We start from the raw sequence: 14,607 nt of genomic DNA, 5'->3' as shown, positions 1-14,607 counted from the left end.
AAGTAACGCGAAATTCAGCCACGCATCATCAAAACGCAAATATCAGGTTGATTGGGTTCACGGTATGTGAGGCGCGCGGCTGCCGCCATCGTCCCGCCGACCAGCAGGGAAGCCGTTGCCAGCCCCGCCACGGCCAGTAACGGCCACATGCCGAGAAATCCCACTTTGTCCCATCCGCAACCCCCGACCGCACCCACCATCCCCGCCATCGGCGGCAATCTGCGCGTTGATCGAGTTCACGCATGCACCGCTCGGGCTCTCCGGCGCCTCCGCCGCCGCGCACACCGGAAGGGGCGCGCCTCCCCCACGCACCCCCGGCCCGCTCACCGCACGACCTGCGCCGGATACCGGCCGTGACGCCGGGCCGTCCTTGAGCAGGGCGGGGCGGGCCGGGCGGGGCGGCGGTCAGGCCTTGGGGCGGCCCGCCGCCGCGCGGATCTTGTGCCAGGCGGTCTTCGCGTAGCCGTTCAGGCGGGTGCTGACGCGGCGGGCGGTCGGGAACTCGGTGCCGAGCAGGCCGAGGCCGGCGAGGATGGCGACCACGCCCGGGCCCGGCAGGACGAGCATGACGACGCCCGCGACGATCAGGGCGGTCCCGGCGGCGGCGACCGCGATCTTGCGCAGCAGGCGGACGGGCGCGCGGCGGGCGGGCGTGCCGTCGGCCTGCTCCTGCCGCGAAGCCGGGCGTTCCATCATGGTCGTCACTGCGTCCTCCCCGTGGCGCGTCCTTGTGATGTCCGACGAACGGCGGGCGCGCGAGGGATCCCGCTCGGGCGCCATGTGACGAGGCCCACACGACGCTCGGTGCCGCATCTCGGCGGCGGCTAGCATCTCGGGAATGAAGATCCCGTCCGGTGTGCGCGCGCGTTTCGGAACGCTGGCCGCACCGCTCTGGCGGAGGCTCAGCGGCCGCGCGCAGTGGCGCGTCGCGCGGTTCCGCCACCACACGTTCCTGGTGTACGCGGGCGGGATCGTCCGGGACGAGCGGGGCAGGATCCTGCTGCTGCGGCACCGGCTGTGGCCCCCCTACCGCGCGTGGGGCCTGCCCGGCGGATACGTTAACGCCGGTGAGCGGCTGGAGGACGGGGTCGTCCGCGAGGTGCGGGAGGAGACCGCGCTGGAGGTGGAGGTCGCCGGCCCTCCGCTGCGGCTGGCGAGCGGCTTCCGGCACCGGGTCGAGGCGTACTACGAGGCGCGGGTCGTCGGCGGGCTGCTCGCGCTGGACACCGCGGAGATCCTCGAAGCGCGCTGGTTCCCCCTGGACGAGCTGCCGGAGCTGATGTCGCCCCGGCTCCGCGACGTCATCGCGTCGCTTGACCTCAAGCCTGCTTGAGGTCACAGGCTGGACGGCATGAGCCTCACCGACATCGAACGCGAATACCTGTCGACGCAGCGCCTCGGCCGCCTCGCCACCGTCGGCCCCAAGGGCGACCCGCAGAACAACCCGGTCGGGTTCTCCTACAACGCCGAGACCGGCACCATCGACATCCGCGGCTGGCACCTCGCCAAGAGCCGCAAGTACCGGAACCTGCGCGACAACGACCAGGTGGCCTTCGTCGTGGACGACCTGGCGTCCGTCCAGCCCTGGAAGGTGCGCGGGGTGGAGATCCGGGGACGCGCCGAGCCCGCGGTCACCGAAGGACCGCAGGGCGGCGACGACGTCATCCGCATCTATCCGGGCGTCGTCTTCTCCTGGGGGCTCGACCCGGACACCGAGGGCATGACCAAGCGGACCATCTCCTAGGACCGCCCGGCTCCGCCCATGCCGGCGGCGGACGCTCAGGCCCCCGGGAGCGGCTCCTGGAGCTCGAACCGGTCGGCGGTGGCGTGGCACTTCGGGCAGCGGGGCGGCGCGTACTCGCCGCGGACGACCTCGCCGCAGACCTCGCACGCCCATTCGGTGGTCAGCAGCGCCATGACGTCCGAGCGGGCGACGATGCCGACGAGCTCGCGGCCCGACAGCACCGGGACGCGGCGGATGCGCCGCTCGAGGAGCAGGTGGCGGGCCTCCTCGACGTCGGTGTCCTCGGTGACGCTGATGACGCCGGTGGTCATCACGTCGGCGGCGGTCCGCCCCTCGCGGGCCAGCAGGTCGTACTCGCTGACCAGGCCGACCACGGCGCCGTGCCCGTCGACGACGGGCACGGCGCTGATCCGGCGGGCGCGCAGCAGGGCCGCGACGTCGGGCACGGCCGCATCCCGCTCCACAGTGATCACCGGGCTCGTCATGATCTCTTTGACCTTCACTGCTGCCGCCCCAGAATCAAGCGGGCTCCCCCACCGCCGGTGGAAGAAGCCCCGTCCGTCGTCCTCCTATATGACCTTAGATGTCGCGGTTGTTCCGATCCGCACCGGGCCGGAAGCGGGCCGCTCGTCGCCAGGTCGGTATCAGTCTTCCCGATATCACGCGATTGATCCCCGCCCCCGGGGCAGGTGGCAGGCCGACTCGCCTATGAGGGCTCCCCGCTGGATGGGCCCGAGGACTCCTCGCTCGACTCCGGCGTCGATGGCGTATCGCCGGGCGAGGCCGGCTCGGACGGCTCCTCACTCGGCGGGGGCTCCGGACTCGGCCCTGAGTCCGACGGAGTCTCGCTCGGCGCGGACGGCTCCTCCGAGAGGGAGGGCTCCTCGGTCGGCGGCGAGGCGGGCGACGGGCCCGACGGGCCGCCGCCGGGGAACTCGCAGTCGATCCCGTCCTGGTCGCGGTCCTGATACCAGTCGTATTCGGGGTCGGCGCCCTTGACGTACGGGCCGTACCCGGCGGCGTTCGCCTGCGCGCACGTGCGGAAGCGCGGATCCAGGCCGCTTGACCGGGACTCGGAGGACGGCGACTCTCCCTCGTCCGGTGGCTCCGCCGGAGACGACGACTGGGGTGGCGAGGGCGCCCCGCTGCGTCGCGACGCCTTCTGGTGCGCCTCGCCGCCGCAGGAGGCGAGGCCGCCGAGAAGCAGCACCATGGCCAGCGCGGCGAGGGCCGCGAGGAAGTACCGCTTCACGGGTCGGCTGGATTCGGCAGTCATGGCATGGCCTTCGTCTGCGAAGTCCGCCGCATCGCACTTCAGTTCACCCGATTTGGGGCGGTATCCACATCAGCGCAGCGCAGCGCGAGGGCAAGACTCGTCCAATTCTCGCCGACCGGGCCTCGCCGGCTGAGCCTCGCGGGCGGAGCCTCGCGGGCGGGGCGCGGACCGCGCTCGCTCCGCCGTCCTGGCGCGCCCGGCTCCGGGGCTGGCGCACATGATCTTGGGGCGAGCCGCTACATTTCACGATCGTCTTCGATTTTTCTGTTATCGCCCATCCTGTCGGGGGTCTGCACCGTATCTACGGACATCCGACGAGAGAGGACGTGGCAACGCCATGAGCAACCCCCTTCCCCCCAGGCCCGGCGGGCCGGGCCCGAGGCGGCGGCAGCAGCGGACGGTGTCCGGGCGCGCCGCGGCGTGGACGGCCGCGGGCGCGGCGGGAGTGCTGGTGATCGGCGGGATCGCCGGCGTGGCGAGCGGCGCGTTCGACGGCGGCTCCGGCACCTCGCCCGCCGCGAGCGACACCACGGTGTCCCCCTCGTCCTCCCCGATCGCCCCGCTCGACACCGCGGAGCCGTCACCGAGCGAGACGCCCAGCCCCAAGCGGTCCACCCAGAAGCCGAAGAAGACCGTCAAGCCGCGCACGCCGACCCCGCGCGCGACGCGGTCGCGTCCGGCCGGTTCCTCGCCCGCCCGGTCGAAGGCCCCGTCCGCGCCGGCGGCCGGAGGCGTCGCGGCGCAGGTCATCTCGCTGGTGAACAAGGAGCGCGCCAAGAACGGGTGCCGGGCGCTGACGTCCAACAGCAAGCTGACCGCGGCGGCGCAGGGCCACTCCGCCGACATGGCCCGGCGCGGCTTCTTCGACCACACCAACCCCGACGGCAAGAGCCCCGGCGACCGGATCACGGCCGCCGGGTACCGCTGGTCCACCTACGGCGAGAACATCGCCAAGGGGCAGCCGACCGCGGCGAGCGTCATGCAGGCCTGGATGAACAGCTCCGGGCACCGCGCGAACATCCTGAACTGCAGCTTCCGCGAGATCGGCGTGGGCGTGGTGAAGTCGGGCGGGCCGTACTGGACGCAGGTGTTCGGCGCCGCCCGCTGATCATCGGGGCGTCGCGAACACCTGCGTCCACCAGGGGCCCCGGAGCCCCGCACGACGCCGACCCCGACCATCGTGAGCCCGCAGTTGAGGATGTTGGCCCGATGGCCGGGGCTGCCCATCCAGCCGTCCACGACGGCGGGCGGCCCCGACTGGCCCCGGGCGATGTTCTCCGCCCACGTGCTCCACCGGAATCCGGCGGCGGTGATCCGCTCCCCCGGCCCGTCGCCGCCGGAGCCGCGGTGGTCGAGCACGCGGCGGGACGCCATGTCCTGCGAATGCCGCTGCGCCGCCCCGTGCAGCGCCGGCGAGACGCGCAGCGGCCGGCAGCCGGCGGCCGCCCGCCTGGCGTTCACGAGCGCCACGACCTGCTGCTCGACGGTCGTGGCGGTGCGCGGCGGCGTGACCCGGGCCTTGTCCGGCGCCGCCTCGGGCGTGGGCGGCGGGGTGCGCGTGGGCGTCCGCTGGACGGGCGCCGGGACCGCGGCGTCGGGCGCGGGACGCGCGGGCTCGTCCGGCCCCGGCAGCGACCAGTAGACGACCGCGGCGGCGACACCGGCGGCCGCCGCCCCCGCCGCCCAGCGCGCGGCACCGGCGGACGCCTTCGCCGCACCCGCCGAGGAAGCGCCCGCTCCGGACGAGGCGCCGCCCGCACCCGCCGAAGCGTGGCCCGCGCCGGACGCGGTCGTGCCCGCGCCGGAGGCGGCGTTGCCCACGCCTGCGGCGGCGTTGCCCGCGTCCAGCAGGGACTGCGCTCCGGTCAACGCCGCGTGCAGCGGGGAGTCGGCGGGCATCGGCACCATGACCAGGCCCGCCAGCAGCGCCTCGGGCGGGGCGAGGTCCCGCTGGCGGGCGGAGCAGGCGCGGCACCCGCGGATGTGCTTGGCGATCCGCTTGCGCCACAGCGGGGACGGCCGCCCGTCCCACTCGGCGAGGACGGGTTCGAGCCCGCCGCACCGCCGGCCGCTCACCACCCGCACCACGGCGCGGCACGTCGCGAGCTGCTTCTTCATCCGCTGCACCCGCACGGCCGCGTGAGCCGCCGGCAGCCCGAGCCCCTCGGCCAGTTCCCGCCGCGTCAGGTGCCCGGACGCCTCCAGCCACCACAATCCGAGCAGCTCGCGCTCCCCCGCGTCCAGCCACCGGGTCGCCTCGGCGATCTCGCGGCGCTGCTCCGACAGCTCCAGCCGCAGGACGGCCAGCCCGGCGAAGTCCTCCTCGGCCCCCGCCACCTGTGCCAGGGCCAGCGGATCCATCGGCGTCCCGGCGCGCTGCGCCGACCAGCGGCGGCGCACCTGGTTCATGGCGATGGAGACCAGCCACGACCGGAAGCGCTCCGGCTCCCGCAGCGCGCCCAGCCCGCCCAGGGCGCGCAGCACCGACTCCTGGACGACGTCGTCGACGTCGGCGTGGCCGCCGAGCGCCCAGCCGACCACGTTGTAGAGCAGCGGCAGATGGTCGGCGACCAGCCGCTCGCGGGCGCCGGGGTCCCCGTCCTGCGCCGCCCGGACCAGCACGTCCACATCCGCGCCCGTACGCATCTTCGTCCTCCAGAGAGTCTCCGCCGGTCCCTCTGGAGACCTCCGAAACCACCAGAGATAACAGGAAACCCGCCAATTCTCCCCCGTCTCCGCACACGGCGCACCACGTATGCGGGCCGCAGGTCGCCCGGTCCGGCGGCTACGCGGGCCCGCGGTTCACGAGCAGGATGCTGGGGGACGCGCTGCCGGCGAACGGTACCCGGACCCGTATGAGGTCCTCCCCCGTTCCCGGACGCACGGCGCGGCAGTGGACGATCCAGCAATCGGCTTCCCGATCGGCGCGCACGGGGACGCACGTGCCGCCGAGATAGCCGTGGCCGTAGACCGCGGAGCTCGCGGACTCGATGGCCTCGTCCCGGCTCATGGACGGCCCGGCACGCCGCCCTCCGGGAAGCCGCCTGCGCATCGCGCGGAAGGCGCGTTTCACGGCGGCGACCACACCGGCGTCCACCCGGTTGCCGATCACACCGCCCGCGGCCGCCGCACCGACGTACGTGCCGATGTGCAGCGCGTGATCCAGTATTTCGGGGGTACTCCCGACCCAGCCTCCAGGTTGGGGGTACCCCTGAGGGGGACCGGGTTCGAGCACCGGAGGGGGCGGCTGTGGGCCTGGATCCCATGGGCCCCGTGGCGCTTGAAGGCCGAGCCATTGACCGACCCCGTACTCCCAGTAGGGCCGGCGGCCCCCGACCACGTCGGCGTAGAGCATGCAGCCTTGGAAGACCCTCGACCAGACGCCATGCCCTAGAGAACAGTAGTGCCCGCCTATCCCCAGCGCGCTCTGATGGAAGAGATTCGGGTCGGCGTCCGGGAGCGACTCCGCCAGGTGCACCAGCGTCCGCATTTCCCCGCAGGCGTCCGAGACATGGTGGCCGGGCGCATCGGCCTCGGTGGTCTCCGCAGCCTTTGCGGCACCGGCCGCATCCCGAAGGGCCTGCAGGAATGTCGCCCAAAGCCCGGGATTCGAGGTGAGGGGGTCGAACACCACGCCCCCAGGATCGATGCTCCGGCCACGAGACGCAAGGACGCCCGAGGGGGCCGCGCGAGCCGAACCACCACTGCGAAAACCGCGGGCATCCTGAACTCGTATACCGCTCACAGATTGTGGCCCGCTGGATTAGAGTGCATTTGTGAAGGCAGCGGTTCATGCCAGGTACGGCCCGCCCGAAGTCGTCCAAATCGCCGAGGTGGACGAACCTCAGGTCGGAGACGGCGATGTCCTCGTCAAGGTGCGCGCGACGACGGTGAACCGGACCGACTGCGCCTACCGGACCGCATACCCCTTCTTCATGCGGTTGCTCACCGGCCTCACCCGTCCGCGCCGGAAGATCTGGGGGACCGAGTTCGCCGGAGTGGTCGAGGCCGTCGGCGGCGGTGTCACGTCCTTCGCCGTCGGCGACAGGGTCTTCGGATACAACGAGGGCGCGTTCGGGACGCACGCCGAGTACGTGTCCGTCCCGGCGGACGGCATGATCACGACAATGCCGTCCGGCGTGGAGTTCCGGGAGGCCGCCGCCGGCACCGAGGGGGCGCATTATGCGCTCTCCGCCCTCCGCACGGCGCGGGTCACGGCCGGGCAGGACGTCCTCGTCCACGGTGCGACCGGCGCCATCGGCTCTGCCGCGGTGCAACTGCTGAAAAGCATGAACGTCACGGTGACCGCGGTCTGCGACACGGCGAACCTGCGACTGGTGCGCGATCTCGGGCCCGATCGGGTCATCGACTACACGGCCCAGGACTTCACCGCGGACGAACAGCGGTACGACCTGGTCTTCGACGCGGTCGGCAAGAGCACGTTCGGCCGCTGCCGACGGCTGCTGAAACCCGGCGGATACTACATGTCGTCCGACCTGGGGCCGGGCTGGCAGAACATCCCCCTGGCACTCGTCACACCGCTGTTCCGCGGGAAGAGAGTGAAGTTCGGCCCGCCCACGCAGAACAAGGAAATGGTGGAGCATCTGCGGGGCCTGATGGAGTCGGGACAGTTCAGGCCGGTCATCGACCGGCGGTACCCGCTGGACCAGATCGTCGAGGCCTACCGGTACGTCGAAACGGGCAAGAAGATCGGCAACGTCGTCATCGACGTCGCCCCGATTCCCTGACCGGCCGAACTCCCGCTCCCGGAGGAAGTCCGCCGGATTCTAGGCTCCTCGAAATCAACATTGAATTTCTGAAGCCGTTCATCCGCTGGAGCGAGTAGGTTTACTCAACTACCCTCCGGGAGATGTGACAGCAGCGACCGCCGCCCGCACCAGGGTATGCGGTTCTGTATTTCCTGCGCCACCCGCGAAGCCCACTCCGCCCGCCACGGCGACTCCGGCGGACCGGCGGCCGTCGGCTGTCCTGGATCAACCAGCACATCGGCGGCTGACCCCGCCCACACCCCGCAGGAGTTCCCGCATGTTCCGAAAGTTCATGGCGGCGCTGGCCGTCACCCTGGGGCTCGCCTTCCTGGTGCCCGCACTCTCCGCCGCTCCCGCGTCCGCCGCGGCCCCGCTCGCCGTCCGGACGATCTACTACGACGCCAGCGGCGCCCAGGAGTTCCGTGCGGCCGTCGACCAGGGCGCCGCCGCATGGAACGCGGCAGTGCCCGCGATCCGGCTCGTCCCCGCGACCGGGTCGCAGGCCACCGTCAAGGTGTACGCCGACAACGGCTGGCCGCGCACCTACATGTACGGCTTCGGCCGGGCCGTCATCTACATGGGACGTGAAGCGGTCAACGACGGCTTCTACCCGCCCAGGATCGCCGCCCACGAACTGGGGCACGCCCTCAGCCTCCCCGACAACCGCAACGGACGCTGCGACTACCTGATGTCGGGCCACAGCTCACCGGTCTCCTGCACGAGCACCACCCCGCACTCGACCGAGGCTGCACAGGTCACGCGCAACGCGGGCGCCCGCGTCCTCGCCGCGACCACCACCTCCGCCCGGCAGGCCGAGTACGCGGACTGCTTCATCTTCTGACCCCCGTCCACGACCAACCAACGCGGCACCGTCACCAGCAACCCCGGTGACGGTGCCGCCCCATGTCTCGTCACCTGCCCGGAACACCATGCCCGCCGGACGCACCGGGGCAGCGGCCCCGCCGAGCGCGTGACAGGATGTTCCTCAGGGCGGACCGACAGTCACACCGACCATGGATGCCTACTTCTGGTGCTCCTGCAAGCGCGTCAAGGCCGTGCGCCAATGAAGGTGCGCATGCTCTTCGGCCAGCGGGGCGTGCTCGGCGCAGAACCACTCAACTTCCGGTGGATGACCGACCCAGCCTGCCCGTTCCGGTTCGCGCCGAACCTCTTCCTCCGCCTCGCTCCCGAACCGGACGGCCGTGAACGACGAGCACGAATCGTCCCGAGGGGACTCCCCGCAGATCCAACAGACCGGCGGCCTCACATCAACTCCTTGCCGAGAGATGCCCACCCCCCGAACAGTAGCACTACTAAAAAATGGGCGAATACGCCACGCTCAGGCAATCCACGGCCGAATACTACAAGGAGAAACGGTGTATATAGCCATACCACCATGGAGCATATGCGACTCCTGTGCCCGCTTGAGGTGGCTGCCGGATCCGGACTGGAAGCAGGACGACCCGAGAGACTCGACCGATGATGGGGCGACCTACTTCTGCGAAGCATTTCCCGATGAGATCCCCGACGATATCAGGTATTCCGGCTTCGACCACCGCCACCCATATCCCACTGACGGTGGCGTGCGGCATGAACTAGCACCAGGCAAGGCGGATGTTCTCGCCGGATTCGAACGGGACAACACCGTTGACGTCCGCACCAGGGACGTCACAACGAGCGCCCAGGCCTGGATGCGCAAGATGGGCACGCTGAGAGCCCGTCGGCTCGAGCTCGCTCGGACTCTCCTGGACGCGGGCCACCTCACCATTCCGGTGAGAAATGACGGCACACCGGTGATCTGGATCTTCGATGACTACCGAATGCTCGCAGTGAGCACGACAGGTTCGTTCCGCCTGGACTCCATCGAGTCTGATGATTCTCGCGGCTGGCGGAGCAACTCCCTTGAGAAACTTGCCGCCGACATTCCGGGAGACGTGCTGTTGTACGTCGACAAGCGAGGTCCGCTGCTCCCCGTCCGCGCACTCCACAGTTTCAACATCTCACTGTTCCGCATGGTGCGGGACGGCTGCCCAAACGCACAATTGCGAGAAGAGTTCGCCGGTTCGTTGGCCTACCAGCCAGAAGGGGAACGTGCGGTCTTCACCTCGCTCCTGGCACTGGAAGCCTCCAGGGGCATCACCGCGGCATGGCGGCCAGTGCACGGCGGTCAGGTGCTGGCGGAGGGAGAAGTCGTCATCGACCCCGGCTACGAACACGAGGTCCGGTTGGTCCCGTAGAGGCCACCGGTCAAGTCATGCCTCAGAACCGAACGACGGCCGCCCTGGCCTCTGACCTATCGAGCCTGACGTGGGATTACGCAAGTTCGCTCGGGGAAGTCCGTCCCGAAGTGGTGGTGAACCAGGATGGACGTATGGGCAACGATGCATTGATGACCGCCGCTGTTCTGCGTCGGCACGGCGGGCCGGACGCACTGGAGGTGCGGGAGGACTGGCCCGTCCCGCAGGTCGGCCCGGGCCAGGTGCTCGTTCATGTGGCTGCCGCAGCGCTGAACAACACCGACATCTGGACCAGAGAGGGCGCGTACGGGCTCCCCGGTCGTCCGGACGCGAAGGCCGGATGGCGTGGTCCGCTGGACTTCCCTCTTGTGCAGGGCGGGGACATGGCGGGCACGGTCACCGAGGTCGCCGACGACGTCTCCGCCACCTGGATAGGGCGTCGAGTGCTGGTCGATCCCGCGTTCTACGCCGATGAGGGCCAGGACGCCGTACCGGTAGGGCTGCTCGGCAGCGAAGCGAACGGAGGCTTCGCCGATTATGTGGCGGTCGACGCCGTCCGGCTCCACGACATGAGCGACTCACCGTTGTCCGATGAGGAACTGGCCGCACTGCCCGTGGCGTACGGCACGGCCATGGGCATGCTGGAGCGCGCCCGCCTCACCAAGGGCGAGACGGTGTTCGTCACCGGCGCCTCCGGTGGCGTGGGATTCGCCCTCGTCCAACTCGCCGCCGCGCGTGGCGCGCGGGTCCTCGCCATGACCAGCGGCGCCAAGGCCGAAGCGGTGCGCGCCGCGGGCGCGGAGGTCACCGTGTCCCGCGACGTGGATCCGGCCCGACTGCAGGCCGAGCTCCGTGCGGCGGCGCCCGCCGGGCTGGACGCCGTCGCCGACGTGGCGGGTGGCCCCTGGCTCGAGCGGGTGCTTCCGGAACTGCACGACGGTGCCCGATGGGTCATCGCCGGCGCCGTCGCCGGTCCCGTTGTCTCGTTCGACCTGCGGCGCCTCTACCTGCACAACCTCAGCCTCATCGGCTCCTCGATGCACACCCGCGCACACTTCGCAGAACTGGCGGAACTGGCCCGAACGGGCACCCTTCGACCGCGCATCGCCGCCACATACCGGCTGAGCGACATCCATGCGGCCCAAGAGGAATTCCGTCACGGCTCAGGTGTCGGCAAGATCGTGGTCGTTCCCTAGAGCGTTCGAGCGCGGGCTCGGTCACGCGGCCCACTCCCCGCAAGACGGCGGCGCCCGTACGTCCTCTCCGTTGCCGCGTCATCTCAGCTCGGCACGGCTCGTCCCCTCAATCACCTCATGAGGGCCCCACTTCATCCAATATGGCAGGAATGGTCCGGCCTACCTGATCACTAGCACCGGGCGGAGTGACGCATTGTTTGATTACTCTCCTCCGATTCCGCGCCTCTCTCGAATGTGGCGTCCCCCGTGGACGATCCGCAGGTTCAGCCGTCCGCTTTGAAAACGAAACGCAGGTGCGGCACGTGCACGTCCGATTTCCGCACGTGCAAAGTCCGCACGCGCACGGTTACATAGGGTCCGGTTGCGCCCTGGACGTCGGCCCCGCGCGTCATGGGACACGACCCGCGAGCCGTCATGACGCGCCGGTTCGCGCCCTCTCGTGGAAAGGGCCAGCCAGCGTGGGCGTGGAGGACAACGGCGGGACCGGCACCCGCACCGAGACCGCCGACAGGCCCACGTCCGGAGAGCGGCACTACACGTCACCGCCGGACAATCCGGGATCACCCGGCCAGCAGTCCCGTCTGGAAAGCCGCGCCCGTACCCAGCAGGACCAGCAGCAGAATGCGCCCCAGGACACCGGTGGTGCCCAGAGCATTGCCGAACCCCGCGAAGGCAAGCAAGGCTTATCGCAGACCGGTGGCGCGGCCGAGAGCACGGGATCCCAGAACACCTCAGACTCCGGGCAGGGCAGCCCGCGTACCGACCAACCCCGCTCGCGTGACCCCGGTGCCCGGACCGGCGGTTCTTCTCTCGGTAGGCGAGACGGTCCGCAAGCCGAAGATGAGACCGACACCCGCACCGAGCCCGCAGACAAGCCTGCACCCTCGACGCAGGCGTACACCTTGCCCGCCGACCGCCCCGGGCAATCCGGCCAGCAGTCCCGTCTGGAGAGCCGCGCCCGCACCCGGCAGGACCAAGAGCAGTACAGAGCTCAGGACGCCGGCACCGCCGGCTCGGAGCCCGGTGACCGCGAGGACCGGCCCAGCCCGCCGCAGAGCGAAGCCGACAGCCAGAAGGCGGATGCCGCCACCGCAGGCCGGGACACGAGCGAGGCGCGGAAGGACGAGCACGCGCCCGCGAACGGCGAGGGCAGGCGAGATGACGAACGCGAGCAGGAAACGGGGCCCCTCAACACCACGACGCCCGGCAAGGACTCTCCTCGCGATCAGGATCGGCCCGCACCCGAGCAGGCCCGGAGCCAGGCACCCGAGACTCCGCGTCCGCAAGACCAAGAGCACCCGCCACTCCCCCGGCAGGAGCCGGTCGCATCCACCGAGAGCCGGGCGCCATCAGAGGCAGAGCAGTCCTCTCAAGGCACCGAGGCGCCCGCCGACGGCACCGGCGCGCAGGCAGGAGACACCGAGGCGCAACCCTCGGCGGAGGACGGAGAAGCCGAGGACCAGATGTCTCCGCCTGAGGCGGAGGAGGGCAACGAACAGCCCCCGTCCCAGCCCTCGGCCAGCGAGACGGGCGAGCGGCAGACCGCCGACAGCACATCATCCTCGTCGGAAGAGACCGCCGAGGATCACGGGGCGCCGGAACCTCACACCGAAGACACCGGCGGCCGTGGTAAGAAAGCCGAAGACGACGGCACTCAGCAGAACCCGAACGAGGTCAATGAGACAAGTCCGGAGGCCCATCCCAATCCCATACTTTCTGACGTTTATACCGACAGCAGCGGCCAGGTCCAGGTCGAACCTCGATATGGACGAGAGCAGAGCGGCCGACCGGGCGCCGAACTGGTTCGGAACGAAACCCAGACGACGGACCCGGTGGAACTCCCGACCCGCGAAGACCTCGATCCCGTGGGCGCACAAGGCGGTGAAACCGGACGCGGCGAACTTCGCGAACCCGACGACGACCCCGCATCCCGCGACTATCAGGAAAGTGATCCCGACAACCCGTCTCCTGGTCGCGATAGCCTGCGCAGGTTCCTGAACACTGCCAGCGACGCAAAGGATGCGGCGAGTACCTACTCCGAAACAGCCCAGAAGAACCTGGAGCGCGTGCAACCAACGGGTCAGCTAAGTGGTGCACGTGCCGACAAGGAGCACATAGGGCCACCTGATCAGAGCGTCAAGGTCGGCGATGCCGTGGTCGGAGCAGTGGGGGCGACAATCGTCGTCACCGAGGTCGTCCGCTCAATCATTAATCTTGCACGACAAACACGAAGGAGAGAGCATGCCGATAACTGACGAGCACGTTGCAGCGCTACGCGCCCAGTTGACGGGCAACCGCGACGAGCACCTTAGATTGATAGGTCAACTCGATCCAGACGAGGCCAATGTCAGTTACACGGCATTGGTCGCCGCAGCCTTCATTCAAGCAGCTGAGCGACGCTTCATCAACGATGGGAAGGTCGCTGAGAACTCTGAGGTCATTGACTTTGTTGCCCAGGTGCGCGAAACAGACGATGAATCTTCCCGTCTGATAGACCCACGGATTGCCGAGAGCATGATACTCGACTTGCTCGGCAGAGGCAGCATGGTCGATGCCGATCCGGACACGCGATTCGGCCACCAGATCGTGCTTCTCGCAGCCCTGGTGGGCGAAGAGCGATACAGCTCAGTCGAACTCGATGAGTTCTTGGAGAAGGCTCGCTCACTCGCCGACGAGTTGCTCACGTAATGGATCACTCGGCTGTCCATCTCAGAGAGGAGAACATCCTCGCCCTGCGGTTGTTCCTCACGAATGGCCCCGAGGCGTGGGTGCCTCTGCAAGAGGCCATTCAGAAGGACGACGAGACGGCGGCCGGGTACATGGCGCTGCTCTACGGGGCGTTCTGTGTCGCGGTGCGGCGCAGGTTCTCACCGACGTACACCGTGGGCGAGATCGTCAGGCTCGTGGCGGACGCGCGGATCAAGGCCCACGAAGACACGAGGCTGATCAACCCACTCGTGGCCGAAGACATGATCCGTCGCGTCGTCGGTGCGCCGCCGCTGGAAAACGGCGAGCCAGAGGACGTGCGGGCCGCCCTGTACGCCGAGGTCTTCGTCCTTCTGCACCTCGTCGGCGAAGCGGACTTCGATCGGGCGGGGCTGGAGCAGTTCATCGAAGAGGCGACCGCCTACACCGAACGATGGCTTGCCGCTCGTCGGCACGCGCCAGCCGAGCAGCAATAACCGGCATTAACCTGGTTTCGACACTCGTCGCCTTGGCCGAGTCGGCTCGAAGCCCGACTGGCAACCCCCGGGACACTGGCTGGCGAGCTTAAGCGCCACACCGACAAGTGGGGTAACACCAATACCTGGTGGGCCAAGACCGACGACGACAGCGGCAACCAGAGTGTGTGGGTCTCCGCCACCGTATTCACAGTGGGCGGACA

The 14,607-nt window shown here is 69.7% G+C and carries 15 protein-coding genes and 1 pseudogene; 10 read left to right on the top strand and 6 right to left on the bottom strand.

Features of this window, described 5'->3' with window-relative positions; genetic code table 11:
• Positions 1–14: 14 nt before the first annotated feature.
• Positions 15–209 (bottom strand): hypothetical protein, encoded by a 195-nt coding sequence (locus CHF16_RS39300; RefSeq protein WP_143227897.1) that lies wholly within the window; start codon positions 207–209, stop codon positions 15–17.
• 196 nt (positions 210–405) lie between these two features.
• Positions 406–696, bottom strand: a complete 291-nt coding sequence (locus CHF16_RS06540; RefSeq protein ID WP_179271421.1) for a PGPGW domain-containing protein — start codon at positions 694–696, stop codon at positions 406–408.
• A 142-nt stretch (positions 697–838) separates the two neighbouring features.
• On the opposite strand from CHF16_RS06540, the gene CHF16_RS06535 reads away from it, so the two are divergent.
• Together CHF16_RS06535 and CHF16_RS06530 are read left to right on the top strand one after the other, a co-directional pair.
• Entirely contained in the window at positions 839–1,333 is a 495-nt protein-coding gene (locus CHF16_RS06535) for an NUDIX domain-containing protein (RefSeq protein ID WP_089324999.1), read from the top strand.
• A gap of 18 nt (positions 1,334–1,351) precedes the next feature.
• Complete coding sequence (locus CHF16_RS06530; protein ID WP_089324998.1) at positions 1,352–1,744, top strand: PPOX class F420-dependent oxidoreductase; 393 nt, start codon at positions 1,352–1,354, stop codon at positions 1,742–1,744.
• A 35-nt stretch (positions 1,745–1,779) separates the two neighbouring features.
• On the opposite strand, the gene CHF16_RS06525 is transcribed toward CHF16_RS06530, so the two are convergent.
• Together CHF16_RS06525 and CHF16_RS06520 are read right to left on the bottom strand one after the other, a co-directional pair.
• Complete coding sequence (locus tag CHF16_RS06525; RefSeq protein ID WP_218826548.1) at positions 1,780–2,229, bottom strand: CBS domain-containing protein; 450 nt, start codon at positions 2,227–2,229, stop codon at positions 1,780–1,782.
• A 221-nt stretch (positions 2,230–2,450) separates the two neighbouring features.
• Positions 2,451–3,020, bottom strand: a complete 570-nt coding sequence (locus tag CHF16_RS06520) for an excalibur calcium-binding domain-containing protein (protein ID WP_089324996.1) — start codon at positions 3,018–3,020, stop codon at positions 2,451–2,453.
• A gap of 337 nt (positions 3,021–3,357) precedes the next feature.
• Here CHF16_RS06520 and CHF16_RS41255 point away from each other — a divergent pair, with 337 nt between their 5' ends.
• Positions 3,358–4,128: a CAP domain-containing protein gene (locus tag CHF16_RS41255; RefSeq protein ID WP_245868261.1), complete on the top strand. Its 771-nt coding sequence runs from the start codon at positions 3,358–3,360 to the stop codon at positions 4,126–4,128.
• 101 nt (positions 4,129–4,229) lie between these two features.
• Here the strand turns inward: CHF16_RS41255 and CHF16_RS06510 are convergent.
• Positions 4,230–5,666: pseudogene (locus CHF16_RS06510) on the bottom strand (sigma-70 family RNA polymerase sigma factor); the annotation flags it as partial.
• A 139-nt stretch (positions 5,667–5,805) separates the two neighbouring features.
• Complete coding sequence (locus tag CHF16_RS06505) at positions 5,806–6,654, bottom strand: hypothetical protein (protein ID WP_089324994.1); 849 nt, start codon at positions 6,652–6,654, stop codon at positions 5,806–5,808.
• Positions 6,655–6,796: 142 nt separating this feature from the next.
• On the opposite strand from CHF16_RS06505, the gene CHF16_RS06500 reads away from it, so the two are divergent.
• From CHF16_RS06500 to CHF16_RS06465, 7 genes are all read left to right on the top strand, one after another.
• Positions 6,797–7,768, top strand: a complete 972-nt coding sequence (locus tag CHF16_RS06500) for an NAD(P)-dependent alcohol dehydrogenase (protein WP_089324993.1) — start codon at positions 6,797–6,799, stop codon at positions 7,766–7,768.
• A 298-nt stretch (positions 7,769–8,066) separates the two neighbouring features.
• Positions 8,067–8,630 (top strand): snapalysin family zinc-dependent metalloprotease, encoded by a 564-nt coding sequence (locus tag CHF16_RS06495; RefSeq protein ID WP_089324992.1) that lies wholly within the window; start codon positions 8,067–8,069, stop codon positions 8,628–8,630.
• Between the two features lie 535 nt (positions 8,631–9,165).
• On the top strand, positions 9,166–10,026 hold the full coding sequence (locus CHF16_RS06490) for a hypothetical protein (protein WP_218826546.1): 861 nt from the start codon (positions 9,166–9,168) through the stop codon (positions 10,024–10,026).
• 134 nt (positions 10,027–10,160) lie between these two features.
• On the top strand, positions 10,161–11,222 hold the full coding sequence (locus CHF16_RS06485) for a zinc-binding dehydrogenase (protein ID WP_218826545.1): 1,062 nt from the start codon (positions 10,161–10,163) through the stop codon (positions 11,220–11,222).
• A gap of 458 nt (positions 11,223–11,680) precedes the next feature.
• The gene (locus tag CHF16_RS39295) at positions 11,681–13,477 is read left to right on the top strand and encodes a hypothetical protein (RefSeq protein WP_143227896.1); all 1,797 of its coding nucleotides are present in this window, start codon (positions 11,681–11,683) and stop codon (positions 13,475–13,477) included.
• On the top strand, positions 13,464–13,910 hold the full coding sequence (locus CHF16_RS06470; RefSeq protein ID WP_089324988.1) for a hypothetical protein: 447 nt from the start codon (positions 13,464–13,466) through the stop codon (positions 13,908–13,910). The genes CHF16_RS39295 and CHF16_RS06470 overlap by 14 nt, the downstream gene beginning before the upstream one ends.
• Positions 13,910–14,404, top strand: a complete 495-nt coding sequence (locus tag CHF16_RS06465; protein ID WP_089324987.1) for a hypothetical protein — start codon at positions 13,910–13,912, stop codon at positions 14,402–14,404. Before CHF16_RS06470 ends, CHF16_RS06465 begins: the two co-directional genes overlap by 1 nt.
• Positions 14,405–14,607: the final 203 nt, after the last annotated feature.

Source organism: Actinomadura meyerae (assembly GCF_900188445.1).
In the GTDB taxonomy this organism is placed as follows: domain Bacteria; phylum Actinomycetota; class Actinomycetes; order Streptosporangiales; family Streptosporangiaceae; genus Spirillospora; species Spirillospora meyerae.
This window is presented reverse-complemented; position numbering and strand designations above follow the sequence as displayed.